The 15,883-nt window shown below is 40.0% G+C and carries 14 protein-coding genes; all 14 read right to left on the reverse strand.

The features are described from left to right. Positions 1 to 193: 193 nt before the first annotated feature. Positions 194 to 1,363 carry a thiolase family protein gene (locus tag M3210_RS11495; protein ID WP_251514478.1) on the reverse strand — a complete coding sequence of 390 codons (1,170 nt, stop codon included), beginning with the start codon at positions 1,361 to 1,363 and terminating at the stop codon, positions 194 to 196. A gap of 35 nt (positions 1,364 to 1,398) precedes the next feature. Next, complete coding sequence (locus M3210_RS11500; RefSeq protein ID WP_251514479.1) at positions 1,399 to 1,809, reverse strand: MaoC family dehydratase; 411 nt, start codon at positions 1,807 to 1,809, stop codon at positions 1,399 to 1,401. Continuing rightward, on the reverse strand, positions 1,806 to 2,255 hold the full coding sequence (locus M3210_RS11505) for a MaoC family dehydratase N-terminal domain-containing protein (protein ID WP_251514480.1): 450 nt from the start codon (positions 2,253 to 2,255) through the stop codon (positions 1,806 to 1,808). Before M3210_RS11505 ends, M3210_RS11500 begins: the two co-directional genes overlap by 4 nt. A 21-nt stretch (positions 2,256 to 2,276) precedes the next feature. Next, complete coding sequence (fabG, locus tag M3210_RS11510; protein WP_251514481.1) at positions 2,277 to 3,041, reverse strand: 3-oxoacyl-ACP reductase FabG; 765 nt, start codon at positions 3,039 to 3,041, stop codon at positions 2,277 to 2,279. Positions 3,042 to 3,069: 28 nt separating this feature from the next. Further along, positions 3,070 to 4,248: an acyl-CoA dehydrogenase family protein gene (locus M3210_RS11515; RefSeq protein WP_251514482.1), complete on the reverse strand. Its 1,179-nt coding sequence runs from the start codon at positions 4,246 to 4,248 to the stop codon at positions 3,070 to 3,072. Positions 4,249 to 4,340: 92 nt separating this feature from the next. Continuing rightward, positions 4,341 to 5,114, reverse strand: a complete 774-nt coding sequence (locus M3210_RS11520; protein ID WP_251514483.1) for an SDR family oxidoreductase — start codon at positions 5,112 to 5,114, stop codon at positions 4,341 to 4,343. Positions 5,115 to 5,139: 25 nt separating this feature from the next. Further along, entirely contained in the window at positions 5,140 to 5,559 is a 420-nt protein-coding gene (locus M3210_RS11525; RefSeq protein WP_251514484.1) for a PaaI family thioesterase, read from the reverse strand. A 26-nt stretch (positions 5,560 to 5,585) separates the two neighbouring features. After that, complete coding sequence (locus tag M3210_RS11530; protein ID WP_251514485.1) at positions 5,586 to 6,779, reverse strand: thiolase family protein; 1,194 nt, start codon at positions 6,777 to 6,779, stop codon at positions 5,586 to 5,588. Between the two features lie 6 nt (positions 6,780 to 6,785). Then, positions 6,786 to 8,387, reverse strand: coding sequence for a long-chain-fatty-acid--CoA ligase (locus M3210_RS11535; protein ID WP_251514486.1), 1,602 nt, complete (start codon positions 8,385 to 8,387; stop codon positions 6,786 to 6,788). Between the two features lie 25 nt (positions 8,388 to 8,412). Next, positions 8,413 to 9,426 (reverse strand): TAXI family TRAP transporter solute-binding subunit, encoded by a 1,014-nt coding sequence (locus M3210_RS11540; protein WP_251514488.1) that lies wholly within the window; start codon positions 9,424 to 9,426, stop codon positions 8,413 to 8,415. Positions 9,427 to 9,431: 5 nt separating this feature from the next. Continuing rightward, positions 9,432 to 11,405 (reverse strand): TRAP transporter permease, encoded by a 1,974-nt coding sequence (locus M3210_RS11545; protein ID WP_251514490.1) that lies wholly within the window; start codon positions 11,403 to 11,405, stop codon positions 9,432 to 9,434. A 95-nt stretch (positions 11,406 to 11,500) separates the two neighbouring features. Next, positions 11,501 to 12,649, reverse strand: a complete 1,149-nt coding sequence (locus M3210_RS11550) for an acyl-CoA dehydrogenase family protein (RefSeq protein WP_251514492.1) — start codon at positions 12,647 to 12,649, stop codon at positions 11,501 to 11,503. 277 nt (positions 12,650 to 12,926) lie between these two features. Beyond that, positions 12,927 to 13,871, reverse strand: coding sequence for a ketopantoate reductase family protein (locus M3210_RS11555; protein WP_251514495.1), 945 nt, complete (start codon positions 13,869 to 13,871; stop codon positions 12,927 to 12,929). A gap of 15 nt (positions 13,872 to 13,886) precedes the next feature. Further along, entirely contained in the window at positions 13,887 to 15,566 is a 1,680-nt protein-coding gene (locus M3210_RS11560; protein ID WP_251514497.1) for a sigma-54 interaction domain-containing protein, read from the reverse strand. Between the last annotated feature and the right edge of the window lie 317 nt (positions 15,567 to 15,883).

Below are 15,883 nucleotides of genomic sequence, written 5' to 3' on the forward strand. Positions count from 1 at the left end.
AGTTTGCCGCCCGCTTCCTTCAGATTCCGCGTCGCCACGGACACCCTTGCGTTAAGCTAACCACTACTTCTGCCTTCATGGCTCGGGACTCTCACCCTAGAGATTACACCCATGCCGGGCGCACACAGAAAAAACCAATGGACAGATTAACTGTTCATTGGTTTTTTACTATGAACCTTTTAAAATCCATCAACTATTCACGTTCTAATACGAGTGCAATTCCTTGCCCTCCTCCAATACAAGCAGTTACCAATGCATATCGACCTTCTCTACGTTTTAATTCGTATACAGCTTTTGTTATTAAAATTGCTCCTGTAGCTCCCAAAGGATGACCATGGGCAATTGCACCGCCATTCACATTCAACTTTTCAGGATTAAAAGACAATTCTCGGTCACAGGCAAGAACTTGAGAAGCGAAGGCCTCATTCAGTTCAACAATATCCATATCATCTAAACGTAGGCCAGACTTTTCCAATACTTTTTTCGTTGCAGGCACCGGACCAATCCCCATAATATTTGGATCCACACCCGCAACTGCTGAAGTTCGAACGACGGCCAGTGGAGTAAGTCCCAATTCATCCGCTTTTTCCCTGGACATGACGACTAATGCACTTGCTGCATCATTTAGCCCAGAGCTGCTCCCTGCAGTTACAGATCCATCCTTTACAAATGCTGGAGGTAATTTAGCCAATGCTTCCAATGTCGTCGCTGGACGTGGATGTTCATCTTTGTCAAAGGTGATTGGTTCACCTTTCCGAACGGGTACTATTATTGGTAGTATCTGTTCGTCGAAGTATCCTTCTTCCATTGCTTTTGCCATTCTTTGCTGACTTCTAAGTGCATATTCATCCTGTTCTTCTCTCGTAATTTCATATTTCTTCACTAGATTTTCTGCCGTTATTCCCATTGGCGGATCACCAATTTCTTCCGGGGATAATTGGGACTTTCTAAATCGTGGAAGTGCAGGACTGTAGGCTCGTTCCGGCCGGTCCATCAAATATGGCGCACGACTCATGCTTTCTGTTCCCCCTGCAATATAAACGTCCCCAGCACCCGCTTGAATGGCCTGGGCAGCGAGAGTCACCGAATTGATGCTTGAACCACATTGACGATCAACGGTCACTCCAGGCAGATTAATAGACAAACCAGTCTGTAATGCAGATAATCTAGCAATATTTCCACCACCGCTCAAAACATTACCAAAAATCACATCATCTATTTCTTCAGGATTAATGTTTGCCCGTTTAACCGCTTCCTTTATTACTTCCGCTCCATAAACATGTGCAGGAACAGTTGCTAAAGCTCCACCTTGTCTAGCTATCGGTGTTCGAACTGCAGAAACGATTACAGCATCTCTATTCATCACTATTCACCCCTAATCTGTTATATCGATACTTCCTACTCCTTTAACTTTTTAAAACGTATCTTTCCTTTAATTACTGGTTTCCCATGTTGATTAACTGCTCTGACTTCAAAATCGATGTATTCATCATCGCTCTCTTCAACTACTACAGCCTGAAGTGTAATTATGTCGTTTAAAAATACCATACCGGCAAAGCGAATCTGGTAATCTTGAATAAATCCTTCTTCATAATATGGTGTGAAAAGCTTAGCCAAGTTCCCCATCGTCCACATCCCATGAGCAATAATCCCGGGTAATCCAGCTTTTTTTGCTTCTTCATCAATGGTATGAATCGGGTTAAAATCCCCTGAAGCGCCTGAGTATTTAATTAAATCCATTCTACTTACCGGCTCAAGTACAGTTTCTAGTAGATCACCCGGCCTCAATTCAACGATGTGCTGTGTCATACTTTCATTCCCTCCCGTACCGCCTCATTAATAATGATTGTAGATCCTTCCGTAAAAATGACATTGCCTTCTTTATCTTCACCATACCTTTTTACAACTAAAAAACTCATGAGACCATTCTTACCGGTTTTCTCATAATAATCTTTTAGTTCCATATAACAGTAGACTTCCTCTCCCACCAACAAGGGACGATTATAATGATAGGTTTGTTCCCCATGAATCAACCCTTTCTTAGGTAGATTCAGTCCTTCCACCACCCCGTAATCAAACGTACGAGGAATTGTAGGCGGGGCAATATTTCCACCAAACCTCGACGCTTTCCCTGCTTGTTCATCGATGTAGATAGGATGTGGATCACCGATTGCTTCTGCAAAACGTTTTACTAATCCTCGTTCAATGATATTCTTTATTTTTTCACTCTTTTTTCCAACAACATCCTTAAACATATCACTCTCCCCCTCCTAACTTTATGCCTTAGGTCCACCAGCAACATAGATGACCTGACCATTAACAAATGAAGATCTTTCATCTGCGAAAAAAGCAACTGCATTCGCGATATCTTCCGGTTTTCCACTTCTTGCGACCGGGATTTTGCTTACGCTTAGCTTTATAAATTCATCAAATGGAACTCCCACTCGCTCAGCAGTAGCCTTCGTCATTTCCGTTTCAATAAATCCAGGAGCCACCGAATTCGCGGTAATACCAAATTTACCTAACTCAATAGCAAGTGTTTTAGTAAATCCTTGCAATCCCGCTTTGGCTGCCGCATAGTTTGCTTGTCCGCGATTACCTAATGCAGAGGTTGATGAAATGTTGATGATACGGCCATACTTTTGATCGACCATATGGTTTTGTACGGCCCGTGCTGCATTAAAAGATCCTTTTAGGTGAACATCCATTACTTGTTGCCAATCACTATCGGTCATCTTAAACAACAAATTATCGCGAATGATTCCCGCATTGTTCACCAAAATATCAATTCTGCCAAAAGTAGAAACTACTTCTTGCACTGCTCTTTCTACTTCTTCAGCTTCTACAACATTTGTCTTCTTCGTGAGGATCTCAAACCCTTTTTCATTAAATTCGTCTTGTATCTCTTTTAATGCCTCTTCATTGATATCGACAATTGCAACCTTTGCACCTTCTTCCGCAAAACGCAATGCTATTCCTTTCCCAATTCCTCGACTGCCACCGGTTATTAAAGCGACTCTATTATTAAAGTTTTTACTCATTCCATTTTCCTCCTCAAGTAAACTACTATTAAATATATTGTCCGATTCTCACATGACCTTTTAATAGATTCCTAGAAATAATTAATCGTTGTATCTCATCTGTACCATCAAAAATTCTCCAAAGTCTTGCTTCCCGATACCAACGTTCAATAGGCAATTCTCTTGTGTACCCCATTCCACCATGGATTTGCAGCACGCGATCAATTACTTTATTGCCTATATTGGAACCGTATAATTTTGCCACCGATGCTAAATGACGATTATCTTCTCCTTGATCGAGTGTAAACGCAGCATTTAACACTAAAAACTTCGCTGCTTCAATTTCTACAGCAGAATCAGCTATTTGCCACTGGATTGCTTGCCTTTCAGCAATCGGCTTACCAAACGTTTTCCGCTCATTTGCATAATCGATCGCCATCTGTAATAAGCGTTCTGCTGACCCCACTGCCCTCGCCCCGATAATCCATCTTGCATATCCAATCCATTCCAATCCTAGGTTATAACCTTTATGTAACTCTCCGAGGATATTTTCTTCCGGCACACGAACATTTTCAAATATTAAACTAGCAGGTCCCCATTCCCCCATCGTATGAATATACTCCGATTTCCAGCCCATATCGCGATCAACGATAAAACAAGTAACACCTTCTCTTCCTTTTGATTGTTGATGAAGATCTTTATCTGTGATTGCAATTGCCATCGTAAAGTCTGCCTCATTTCCACCAGTAATGAATGTTTTCTCACCATTTAAAATCCATTCACTACCATCTCTAACAGCCGTCATTTTAATATTTCTTGTGTCAGATCCAGCATCAGGTTCTGTAATGGCAAAGCAAGATTTTTTATCTCCATTAATAGTAGGAATTAAATACTTTTCTTTCTGTTCATCATTTGCATAATAAAGGATGTTATCCGCAGACCCACCGAATTTAAATGGCACAAATGTCTTAGCCACCTCGATAGTGACGATTGCTTGCATCACTTGACCAAGATCTGCTCCACCATACTCCTCTGGTGTATTAATGCCCCAAAATCCTGCTTCCTTTGCTTTCAATACAAGCTCTTCTTGTTTTTCTGGTGATAGACTTGGTCTGCCTTCTCTTTCATTTCTAAGCACTTCATTTTCGAGGGGCATTAATTCCTTCTCCACAAATTTTCGTATAGTTTCCTGAACCATTTTTTGTTCGTCCGTCAAGCGTAAATACATGAACACCTCTCCTTTTTATCCACACTTAAATTTTGAATAATTAATGATATATCTTTATTCAGAAATTTAACTTTAGACCACCACGGGAACAACTATAGCGTACTTCCACCATCTACACTTAATACAGTTCCAGTCACAAAGTCACTAGCTTGAGATGCTAAATAGATGGCTGCTCCTTTAAGCATGTTCTCGTCACCAATTTTTCCAAGTGGTATTGTCTTTTTAATATTTTCTTCTTTCTCATCAAGCGTTCCTTTTGTCATTTTTGTACGAAACATTCCGGGAGCTATCGCATTAACATAAATATTATGTCTTGCCCACTTGATTGCTAGATCCTTTGTGAAATGGATAACGGCAGCTTTACTCGTCGTGTAGCCAATTGTATTGGTAACTTCCGGTGGTCTTACTGTTAATCCCGCCGCTGAAGCGATGTTGATTATTTTTCCATAATTACGTTCAATCATATGCTTGCCGACTTCTCTGGAGAGGAGGAATGTACCGGTCACATTCACATTCATCACTTTGTTCCAAGCCTCTAATGGCATTTCTTCTACTGACGCTCCCCAAGTCGCCCCACTGTTATTTATTAAAATATCAATCTTTCCGAATTCCTCAATGATTTGATTGACGACTTCTATTACTTGGGTCTCTGAGGTCACATCTAACTGATAACCTCTCGCCTTGATTCCATACTCATTGACTAACAGTTCTGCTGTCTCATCACAATTTTCTTTTTTTCTTGAACATAGAGCCAATTCACAGCCCATCTCCGCGTAGACTTCAGCAATTTGCTTACCTAAGCCCCGTCCGCCACCTGTCACTAGTGCAACTTTACCAGTTAAGTCGAAAAGTTCTTTTACCTTCAATAGATACACCCCTATATAACAACTTTTATCTGATCAGTTTAAACGTACCTGTAGCTTTAGCCAGCAAATTCCCTTCACCATCGACAAGTTCCCCTTCCGCAGCTACAATTCGATAACCTTGATTGAGGACCTTGCCGATTGCAAACACTTCTCCACCTTTAGTTGGGGAGAGATAATTCACATTAAGATTGATGGTTGTGCAACGTGTCTTTGATAGCGAACGGGCAGACATGCCCATAATCGTATCAAGCATAGTGGCATGTACACCACCATGCAGCGTATTGTTGGCGTTAAGAAGTTCGTCTCGAACTAATAGTTTAATCTTCACATTACCTTCTTCCAAACGGACCACTTGAAAACCAACCAAAGAAAAGAAGGGGCTATTTTCAAAACTCTTTCTTATATCAAGCAGATCCACATCTGTATCAAGCAATTCTTTACTCATTTCAAGCCCTCCTTCTAGCCATTCTATTAAACTTGTTCAATCATGATTGCCATTCCCTGTCCGCCACCAGCACACAACGTTGCTACACCAAATTGCTGTTTGCGTTTAATCAGTTCGTGAAGCAAGGTTGTAATTATCCGAGCCCCACTTGATCCGACCGGATGACCTAGCGCAATCGCCCCACCGTTCACGTTTACTTTTTCCATGTCAATCCCTAGTTCTCTAATGACTGCAAGTGATTGTGATGCAAACGCTTCGTTCAATTCTACTAAATCAATATCTTGAATTTGCTTACCGGTTCTCTTTAATAGGTTTTGCACTGCTGGAATCGGACCTATCCCCATTATTTCTGGTGAAACCCCAGCAGTTGCCCAATCAACAACACGTGCTAGTGGTTTTAGTCCTAAAGCTTTTGCTTCGGATTCTTTCATTACTACTAAAGCGGTTGAACCATCATTCCTTCCACAGGCGTTTCCTGCTGTTACTGTGCCATTTTCCTTAAAAACCGGTTTTAGTTTTGCAAGTTTATCAATAGTAGTATTCGGACGCGGATGTTCATCCTGCTCAAAAAGAAATGTTCCTTTTCGTTCTTTCACTTCGACTGGAACAATCTCATCCTTAAATCTTCCTTCTTCGATGGCCCGACTTGCCCTTCGTTGACTTTCAATTGCAAAAGCATCTTGATCTTCTCTTGAAATCTGGTACTTTTCCGCAATATTCTCCGCAGTAATACCCATTCCTAAATTATCTCCATATATCTCTGGAGGTTGCTGGCCTGCTTCTGTATTTCCGTCCACTAAAATTGGTTTGTCTCCTCCGAATCTTGCATTCCGTAAGTAAAGTGGTGAGCGGCTCATACTCTCCGTACCACCGGCAACAACAATATTTGCCTGACCAAACAAAATCTGCTGGACTCCAGATGCTACTGCTTGCATTCCTGAGGCGCAAAGGCGATTAACTGTAAAAGCAGTTGCCTCTTCCGGTACACCTGCACGTAAAGCTGCAACCCTTGCAACGTTGGACGCTTCAGTCGATTGACGTACCTCACCCATAATAACTTCGTCTACTTTATCAGGCGAAATCCCTGCCCGGTTAATTGCTTCTTTAATTGAAACTGCAGCAAGGTGACCTGAACTAATATCTTTCAACGAACCTCCGTAAGCACCGATTGCCGTTCTAACTGCACTCACGATGACAATATTATCCTTCAATCCTTTCATCCCCTTTTAACTATTGTTAGATTCTCTCTCTATTAAAACTCTTTTTAATATTTTTCCTACCGTATTTCTAGGTAACTCATCAATCACTTCAAACTCTTTCGGAACTTTATAAGGAGTTAGATTCCGATAACAAAACCCTTTCACTTCGTCCAAATCAATCGTTTTTCCTTCTTTAGCAACTAGATAGGCCTTTACAATTTCTCCTATCTTTGAATCAGGAATCCCAACAACTGCACATTCTTGAATATCCGGATGTTCATATAAAATATTTTCTATTTCCTGTGGGTAAACATTAAATCCGCCGTTTATTATCATCTCTTTTTTTCTTCCAACAATATAGAAGTAACCGTCTTCGTCCTGCTTTGCCAGGTCACCCGTGTATAACCAGCCTTCTTTTAAAGCGTGCCTTGTTTCATCTTCATTTCTCCAATACCCTTTCATTACTTGGGGTCCTTTTATAACTAACTCGCCGATACAATCATTTGGCAGTTCCACATTATCTTCACCCATGATTTTACAATCTGTATTTGGAAAAGGTATTCCAATACTACCAATCTTCCGAACGCCACGTGGTGGATTTCGATGGGTAGATGGAGATGCTTCTGACAGGCCAAAACCTTCACCAATTACAGTCCCTGTTAGTTGTTCAAACTTGCGGATAACTTCAATTGGGAGAGGAGCTGATCCGCATGAGCAAAATTTCAAACTGCTAAGATTATATTTTTCCACTTCTTTATAATTTACAATGGCATTATACATTTTAGGCACACCAGGAAAAAATGTTGGGCGATACTTCTCAATGACTTCCAATACTTGACCGACTTCAAATTTTTTTATCAATAAGATTGTTGCACCTAAATAGATTCCTTGATTCATGGCAGTTGTCATCGCATAAACGTGGTAAAGAGGTGTAGCGGTGAGAACGATTTCCTTGCCGAACCTCATATCTTTACCAAACATTCCATGACTTTGATGGATATTTGCCACCAGATTATAATGAGTAAGCATCGCTCCTTTAATTGAGCCGGTAGTTCCCCCTGTATATTGAATAACTGCAACGTCCTCTTTCACATCAATTGGCACTGTCACTTCCAAAGGTTCTGTCGATTGTACCAACTCTTCTACGTGCAGACCTTCTGAGCTTTTTCCATCAATTACAAAAATATGTTCAAAAGTGTACATATCTTTTACTTTATTGACGGTTTGAATAGCTAACCCTTCAACTACGATGCATTTGGGCTCTGCATCATTCGCAATTTGCAATAGCTCTCTTGTTGTATAACGGGGGTTAACTTGGACAACAATCAACCCTAATTTCATTGCCGCATAGTAAGACACGATATAATAAGGGTGATTGGAAACCATTAATCCTATTCGATCACCCTTTGTTAAACCTAACTTACTCCACGCTCCTGCCAGACGGTCAACCTTATTTTTCAATCTCTTATACGAGATGTTTATATCTTCTTGGATAATCGCAGCTCGATTTCCATACCGTTCTGCAGTCTTTTGAAATACAGCGTATAAAGATATTTCCGGTATTTCCAATTCTTTTTCAATACCTTCTGGATAAGCTTTGTACCATCTACGTTCTTTTAATTGACTCAAAATCCGCCCCCCTCTCACTATTGCTTTATTCTAGTACACCCATTTCCTCATAGTACTTTTTAGCCCCAGGATGCAAGTCTTCCGGATCAAGACCGTTTAACACTGTATCCAAGCTGAAATCCTTCGCTCTTTCAGGTACTTGCTGTTCAAAAGTAGCAAGGTTTTCCCAGAAGATTTTAGTGATGTTGTAGACATAATCTTCATCTAAGTCAGCTCTCACAGTAATCATCGTTTCAATAACATAAGTTGGAACGTCCTCCTCGATTCCATCGTAAGTGCCTCCTGGAAGCGCACCTGCAGTAATTCCTAACCCCATTGCTTCAAGTTGCTCGAGCTTATCTTGGTCAATTTCAAGTACTTTAATTGGGTTTGTCACTTCCATTTCTTGCAATGCAGGTACAGCTGGAGCTCCCCCTGCCAAGTAAACATCTACGTTATTATCTTTAAGCATCGAGGCCCCGTCCGAATAGTTTCCATACGATAGTTTTCCTCCAGCATCCGTAATCGTCTGCTCATCAATTCCATATTGCTCTAGCATCGTCCAAAATGCTACCGGCCCACCGCCACCTTTTGGACCTAGAAAAATATGCTTATCTACAATATCCTCAATGCTATTTACTTGTGTATTGTTCCCCGTTGTAGCAATCGTTTGGAAAACCGGATACAAAGTTCCTAAGGCTGCAATATTCTCAAGCGGCTCCGTAAATCCATCCCCACCTTCAAGTGCAGCATTAAAGTCTGTTGTATAATTCAATCCCATATGAATATCTCCAACCTCAAGTGAATGCAAGTTTGCAGTAGAACCACCTTCAAGTTGGGTGGAGTTTAAATTATTAAATTCCTCTGAGAAAAGTTCCGTCATGGTAGTTGTAATTGGATACCATCCCGAACCCATTGGTCCAGAGCCTATTGTTAAGAACTTTTCTGGAGCAGATGGTTTATCACTCGCTTCACCTGAAGCCGTACTTTCCCCATTGCCACATGCTGCTAACAAGAGAATACAAAGAAGGAACAAACCGCTAATTAAGCTCTTTTTCATTTGTTTCACCTTACCTTTGCTAATTTTTTATCTTCCATATGTGCCAGACGATTTGAATATTTCTTTTGCCAAACCAAGATAGTTATCGCAATACTTAATCCTATCAAGTCTGTGAGTATTCCCGGTACAACAAGCAACAAAGCACTGACAAACATAATGATTCTTTTTAATGCTCCTAGTCGACCGAAAAAATAATCCTCTAAGGCTCCAGCAAATAGAATACAGCTTAAGAATGCACTGAATATCGCGATTGACATCTCTATAGTAGTGCCACCTTGCATGAGAAGAATTGGATTATAAGCAAATATGAATGGTATGAAAAAACCTCCCATTCCAATTCTCATAGAGTATACAGAGGTCATCAGAGGATTAGAACCAGCTATCCCTGCCGTTGTATAAGCTGTAATCGCTACAGGCGGCGTTAATCCTGACATGACACCAAAGTAAAATACAAACATATGTGCTGCAACTTCATTGACTCCAAGCTGAATCAATGCGGGTGCTCCTAAGACAGCTAAAATGACATACGCAGATACAGTCGGCATCCCCATTCCCATAATGATAGACGCTACCCCGATGAGAACCAGTAAAAAGAATAAATTGCCTCCTGCTAAATCAATAACAAATCGTGAAAAAGTAATTCCTAATCCTGTAATGGATACTGCGCCAACGATAATTCCTGCGGTTGCACAAGCTGCTATCACTGTTAATGCACTTCTTGCGCCATTTTCTAAAGCTGCTAAGACATCAATGAAACTCATACGGGTGGCACTACGTATCCAACTGAGTAGGATCGCCACTAAAATTCCATAGAAGCCCGCCTTCATTGGACTGTATCCATAAACCATCAAGCCAATGATGATGAGAATAGGTAAAAATAGATACCCTTGCCTGATTAATACCTTCCTTGCACTAGGCAACTGTTCCTTAGGTATTCCTTGCATCCCTAATCGTTTGGCATGGAAGTATACAACCATCCCAGCAATAAAGAAGTATATAATCGCCGGCACCAAACTATATAAAGCAAGTTTTATATAAGGGATTCCTAGTGTTTCAGCCATGATAAAGACAGAAGCTCCCATGATTGGCGGCATAATCTGCCCACCTTGTGAAGCAACGGCCTCTACCGAAGCAGCAAATTTTTTATCATATCCGAGCTTTTTCATTAAAGGGATAGTAAATCCACCGGTAATCGCTGCATTTGCTGCCCCATTGCCGGTAATTGTTCCTACTAACGCACTGGAACCTACTGCAGATAGAGCAGGCCCACCTGTTTTCCTGCCTAGTAAACCAAATGCAAAATCCGTAAAAAATTGTCCCCCACCGGATTTCATGAGAAATGATCCAAAGATGACGAACAGGATCAGTACCGTCGAACTGACATAGATTGGTTCACTGAAAATCCCTAATGTTCCACTGAACATGTGATCGACCATCTTTTCATATCGTACGCCTGGATGGGCAAGCGCACCTGGAAAATATTGTCCATACAAGATATAACCCAAGAAGAATACTCCAATTGCTGCCATTAGAATTCCATTCGTTCTCCTCGTCGCTTCAAGAACGAGGGCGATGAAAAAAGTTCCAAATACGGCATCTGTCGGACTGATATTTCCTTGTCTGCTTTGAATTCCTTCCGCATCCATAATCATATAGCCTGCTGTTAAAAGAGTAATAACAACGATTAAAATATCTGCAATCCCGAATTTCTTTCCCTTACGAAATGGGAATAGAAGAAATATGAGCAGAATCGCCCACAAAACGTGAATGCTTCTATGCTGCCAAGAAGACAACGTACCAAAACCTGCGGTATACACATGAAATACAGAGAGTCCTATTGCCAATAATGAAATGATAGACATGAAGATTCTAGTTCTGTTCCACTTATCTCTTCGGGAATTCCATAGCTCTTCAATATGCGACGGTTTCTCTTTTACCTTCGTATCCAGTTTTTGAACTGCTGCAGCTTGAGCCACCACTCAGTCACCACCATTCCTAATTTTTTAGCGAATCTATAAGTCTACCTTCATCATAGACAATGATAGAAAACGCTTACAAATATTACGTATAGAATTTAATCCCCTGCCAATATTTTTCTCGCTATGATCACTCGTTGAATCTCATTTGTCCCTTCATAAATTTGAGTAATTCTTGCATCCCTATAAAAGCGTTCAACTGGATATTCTGCAATATATCCGATTCCTCCATGAATCTGTAGGGCTTTATCAGCTACTTTATTGAAGACCTCAGATGCATACAATTTAGCCATTGCCGCTTCTTTAATTACTTTCTCACCTGCATCGATCTTTTCAGCAGCCATCATCGTCAAAGCTCGTGCTGCTTCTGTTTCCGTCGCCATATCCGCCAACATCCATTGAATCCCCTGGTTTACTGCAATCGGTTGGCCAAATTGAACGCGTTCATTTGCGTAACTCGCAGAAAGCTCAATCAATTTATCGCATGATCCAACCGCTCGAGCTGCTAACCCTACCCGTCCTTCTCCCAAGATCCGTAAAGCATTCATGTATCCCATACCAACTTCACCAATTACATTTTCTTCAGGTACAATACAATTTTCGAAGATGACTTGTGCAGTGTAGGAACCTCGTAACCCCATCTTTTTGTCTTTTTTACCTACGATGAGACCAGGGAAATCACGCTCTACTAAAAATGCAGTAATTCCACCTTTCGCACCCTTCTCTTTATCTGTGACAGCAAATACAGTGAATACATCTGCAACTGGTGCATTTGTAATAAAGTGTTTTGTACCATTCAGAACCCATTCATTTCCTCTTTTTTCTGCTTGAGTCGAAATGTTGGTCGCGTCAGACCCAGCCCCAGGTTCAGATAATGCGAAAGCTGCAATCTTCTTACCTGAAGCCATATCCGGCAAATACTTTTGTTTTAAGTACTCCGATCCCAATTTCACGATTCCTGTACTGCCAATTCCAGTGTGCGCACTAATCAAGGAGACATATCCATTATGTGTCCTGCCCAATTGCTCCAGCACCGCAACTTTTCCCACTGTGTTTAAACCGATGCCACCATACTCTTCGGGTATGCTGATTCCAAACAAGCCGAGTTCCTTCGCTTTTTCAATCAGATGCGGTGGTATGGCATCTTCATCTTCAATTTGTTGTGCATACGGCTCCACTTCATTATCTACAAAACTTTTAATCATTGTTTTCATTTGTTCCAATTCATCTGTTAGCGCTACTGCCATTGTATTTCCTCCTTCAGTTTTGTCCTCACTTTATTAGTAGCAAAAATCATGCCAACCACCAGACAAAATGGAGAAAGCATTACAAATAATCCGACAGATGCTCTATCTACCGCATGATAACATCAAAAATTTAAAATGAATGATATATAAATTATTATTATCGTGGATGGAAAGTGGCAGTTATCGATTCAATAATGAATCAGTGATTCAAAATTAAATCAACACAACATAAAAAGTAAAAAGCTTATCACCACGAAACTTGGTGATAAGCTTTTCATCACATGTTTACCTTCACATCTTTTGCCTTCTGTATTAATTCCTTATTCAGGTGATTTAGAATACTGTAGGCCATTTTAATAGTCGGTGTATCTATGTTTAATTCTTCCGCTTTTCTCAATATATATCCACAAATGGCTTCAACTTCCATAGGTTTTCCATTCATCCGATCCTGAAGCATGGATGTAGCATGATTTCTTGCCCGTTCTGCATTAGAAAAAGTAGTCTCTAACGTCGAATCACGGTCTAAATCTACACCTATTCGTAAAGCAACATCGATTGCTTCCGTGCATATGGCAGTTGCAGTTTTCATTAAATGTTCATCATCTAAAATCTCCCCAACAGTTGCAGTGGATATAGCAGATAATGGATTAAATGTAATGTTCCAGAGCAACTTGCTCCACTTTCGCTCTACTATCCTTCGACTATGTCCTGTTTCAATCCCAGCTTGCTGAAACATGGAAACAATATCAGAACAGCTTTCTCGTATTGAAGCATCGAGTTCTCCCAACACTAACTTCACTCTTCCAGACTGTTTAATTACTCCCGGCTTTTCAATGGCTGATTGAATATATGTTGCACATGAGATTACACGATCAACTCCAAATATCCCCGTCAATATTTCCTCATTATCGACGCCATTTTGCATTGTAACTACTTTCGCATCTTTATTTAGAATGGGAAGCAATTCCTGTCCTAATTGCTTGGTGCCATTTGATTTAACAGAAAACAATACTACTTCAGAATCCGATAGCGCTTGTATATCATCTGTAAAATTACTATGAATCTTAAACTCTTCCTCACCATGTTTTACAAGCAATCCATTTTCATTAGAAGCTTCTAAATGCTTTCCCCTCGCCAAGAAGGTAACTTGATGTCCGGCTTTTTGCAGAAACGCCCCAAAAAAGCCACCTACAGCTCCAGCACCGACTACACCAATTTTCATAAAAACACCCTCTCATCATTTGTTGATATAAATATTATATTTTTTAAGTTTCCTTACAATCGTTGGCTGACTTGTGTCCAACACTTTTGCGATTTCATAAGTATTAGCATATTTTTCCGCAGCTAATGTCAGTACTTTTCTTTCCGCTTCTTCTACGGCGTCCTTTAGCGTCACAAGTTCCACTGCTTCCTCGTTGTTCTTAGCCATATATTCTGCAGGAAGACTATCCAGCGAAATAAGATCATCAGGAGTCGTGACAACTAATCTTTCTATTAAATTCGAGAGTTCTCTAATATTACCAGGCCAGTTATAAGTTAAGAAAAAATTTATCAAATCATAATCTATCTTTTTATTAAGACTATACTTTTTATTCATTTCTTCCAGAAACATTTGAGTCATCGGGAGAACGTCGTCCTTCCGCTCTCTTAGTGGTGGTATTTTTATCGGTATGACATTCAGTCGATAGTATAAATCCTCCCTGAATTCCCCGTCATCCACCATTTGTTTTAAATTACGGTTTGTTGCGGTGATGATTCTAATATCTATCTTTTTAGGTTTTGTACCTCCTACTCGCTGTATCTCCCCTTCCTGCAGAACTCGCAATAATTTAACTTGGAGAGTCAGGGGCAGTTCACCAATTTCATCCAAAAAGATTGTACCTTTATCGGCTAGTTCAAACAAACCAACCTTCCCATGGTTACTAGCTCCGGTAAATGCTCCACTTTCATAACCAAACAGCTCGGATTCCAGCAACTCCGATGGAATTGCCCCACAATTCACTTTAATAAATTCTCCTGCCTTTGACCGTTTGCTAGTCGAGTGAATATAATTAGCTAATACATCTTTTCCAACTCCAGTTTCTCCGAGTATAAGCACGGTAGCGTCGATGTTAGCTATTCTTTCCGCGGTTTCATAAAGTAGTTTCATATGTTCACTTTTAGTAATAATCCCTTTTAATTGATCGGGTTTATTTTTCAGACGGTCGAGCTCTTTTTTATATCTATCATTCAGTTTATTTACTTTCATTACTTCCGCTTGCAACTCATATAAGTCTGATAAATCTCTAATATTAGTTACTACCTTCTCAATTTCGCCTTTTTCATTATGTACCGGGACTCCAGTTAATAATGTTTGATTGCCAGCGTAATTTTTTTGAACATGGGAAACTGTCCTATTCAGTGCTAAGACTTTATTCGTCACTGAGTTTTTTAATATTCCTCTTTCCATGAGAGCGTTAACATTTTTTCCGATGTAATATTCTTTAGGTATCCCTGTTATCCGCTCAATAGCTGAATTTGTTTTCAAAGTTACGCCTTTGTTATCTGTTATGTAAATTCCGTCGTAGGAGTTTTCAATAATTGCATCCAGCTCCCGATTAAGGGTTTGTAATTTCTTGATTTCCTTTAATAAATTATCTATTTCGGGAGTTTCTGTTCCTATTAATAATCTCTTATTGCATGGATGAACACCACTTTTTATAAAGACAAACACCTTGCCTTTATATTCAGTATGGATAAATTTAGATGATGCTGTCTCTTTCCATTTCGTAAAGAGTTCCGAAACACGCTTTCCTGCCATCCTCTTTTTTTCTTCGCCCGAACCAATTCCACTTGTTAATACCATATCATCTTCATCAAGGATTAAAAAAGGGACAAGGTATTCTTCCAGCAACTTTGTATTTAATGTAAGCTCCATGAAACCACCCTTACTATAATTTATTAAATAGGATTTTTCACATTTCTTTCTAGAATTCAATTCCAATTCCCTTACATCCCTATCCATACCAAACGGCCCTTTTTCCTTGAATATATGAATACTCTCTGTCTATCAAATTATCACTATATATGTATTCTAATGTTTAACCAGACAGAAATCAAACAACTATTTGAATTATTTGCTATTTATATTCTTTTCTGTCTAATAGAGCGGAGTCATTAAATAATACAAACAACCAAACAGAAAAGGACAGAATGATTTCTGCCCTTTTAGAATGTATTCCTATGCTTTTGAAG

It is taken from the genome of Oceanobacillus luteolus, assembly GCF_023715655.1.
GTDB classification, from domain to species: domain Bacteria; phylum Bacillota; class Bacilli; order Bacillales; family Amphibacillaceae; genus Oceanobacillus; species Oceanobacillus luteolus.

Coding starts and splice junctions, on each gene's coding strand:
- M3210_RS11495 (WP_251514478.1), bottom strand. CDS start 1,363: ATGAATAGAGATGCTGTAATCGTTTCTGCAGTTCGAACACCGATAGCT.
- M3210_RS11500 (WP_251514479.1), bottom strand. CDS start 1,809: ATGACACAGCACATCGTTGAATTGAGGCCGGGTGATCTACTAGAAACT.
- M3210_RS11505 (WP_251514480.1), bottom strand. CDS start 2,255: ATGTTTAAGGATGTTGTTGGAAAAAAGAGTGAAAAAATAAAGAATATC.
- fabG (WP_251514481.1), bottom strand. CDS start 3,041: ATGAGTAAAAACTTTAATAATAGAGTCGCTTTAATAACCGGTGGCAGT.
- M3210_RS11515 (WP_251514482.1), bottom strand. CDS start 4,248: ATGTATTTACGCTTGACGGACGAACAAAAAATGGTTCAGGAAACTATA.
- M3210_RS11525 (WP_251514484.1), bottom strand. CDS start 5,559: ATGAGTAAAGAATTGCTTGATACAGATGTGGATCTGCTTGATATAAGA.
- M3210_RS11530 (WP_251514485.1), bottom strand. CDS start 6,779: ATGAAAGGATTGAAGGATAATATTGTCATCGTGAGTGCAGTTAGAACG.
- M3210_RS11540 (WP_251514488.1), bottom strand. CDS start 9,426: ATGAAAAAGAGCTTAATTAGCGGTTTGTTCCTTCTTTGTATTCTCTTG.
- M3210_RS11550 (WP_251514492.1), bottom strand. CDS start 12,649: ATGGCAGTAGCGCTAACAGATGAATTGGAACAAATGAAAACAATGATT.
- M3210_RS11555 (WP_251514495.1), bottom strand. CDS start 13,871: ATGAAAATTGGTGTAGTCGGTGCTGGAGCTGTAGGTGGCTTTTTTGGG.
- M3210_RS11560 (WP_251514497.1), bottom strand. CDS start 15,566: ATGGAGCTTACATTAAATACAAAGTTGCTGGAAGAATACCTTGTCCCT.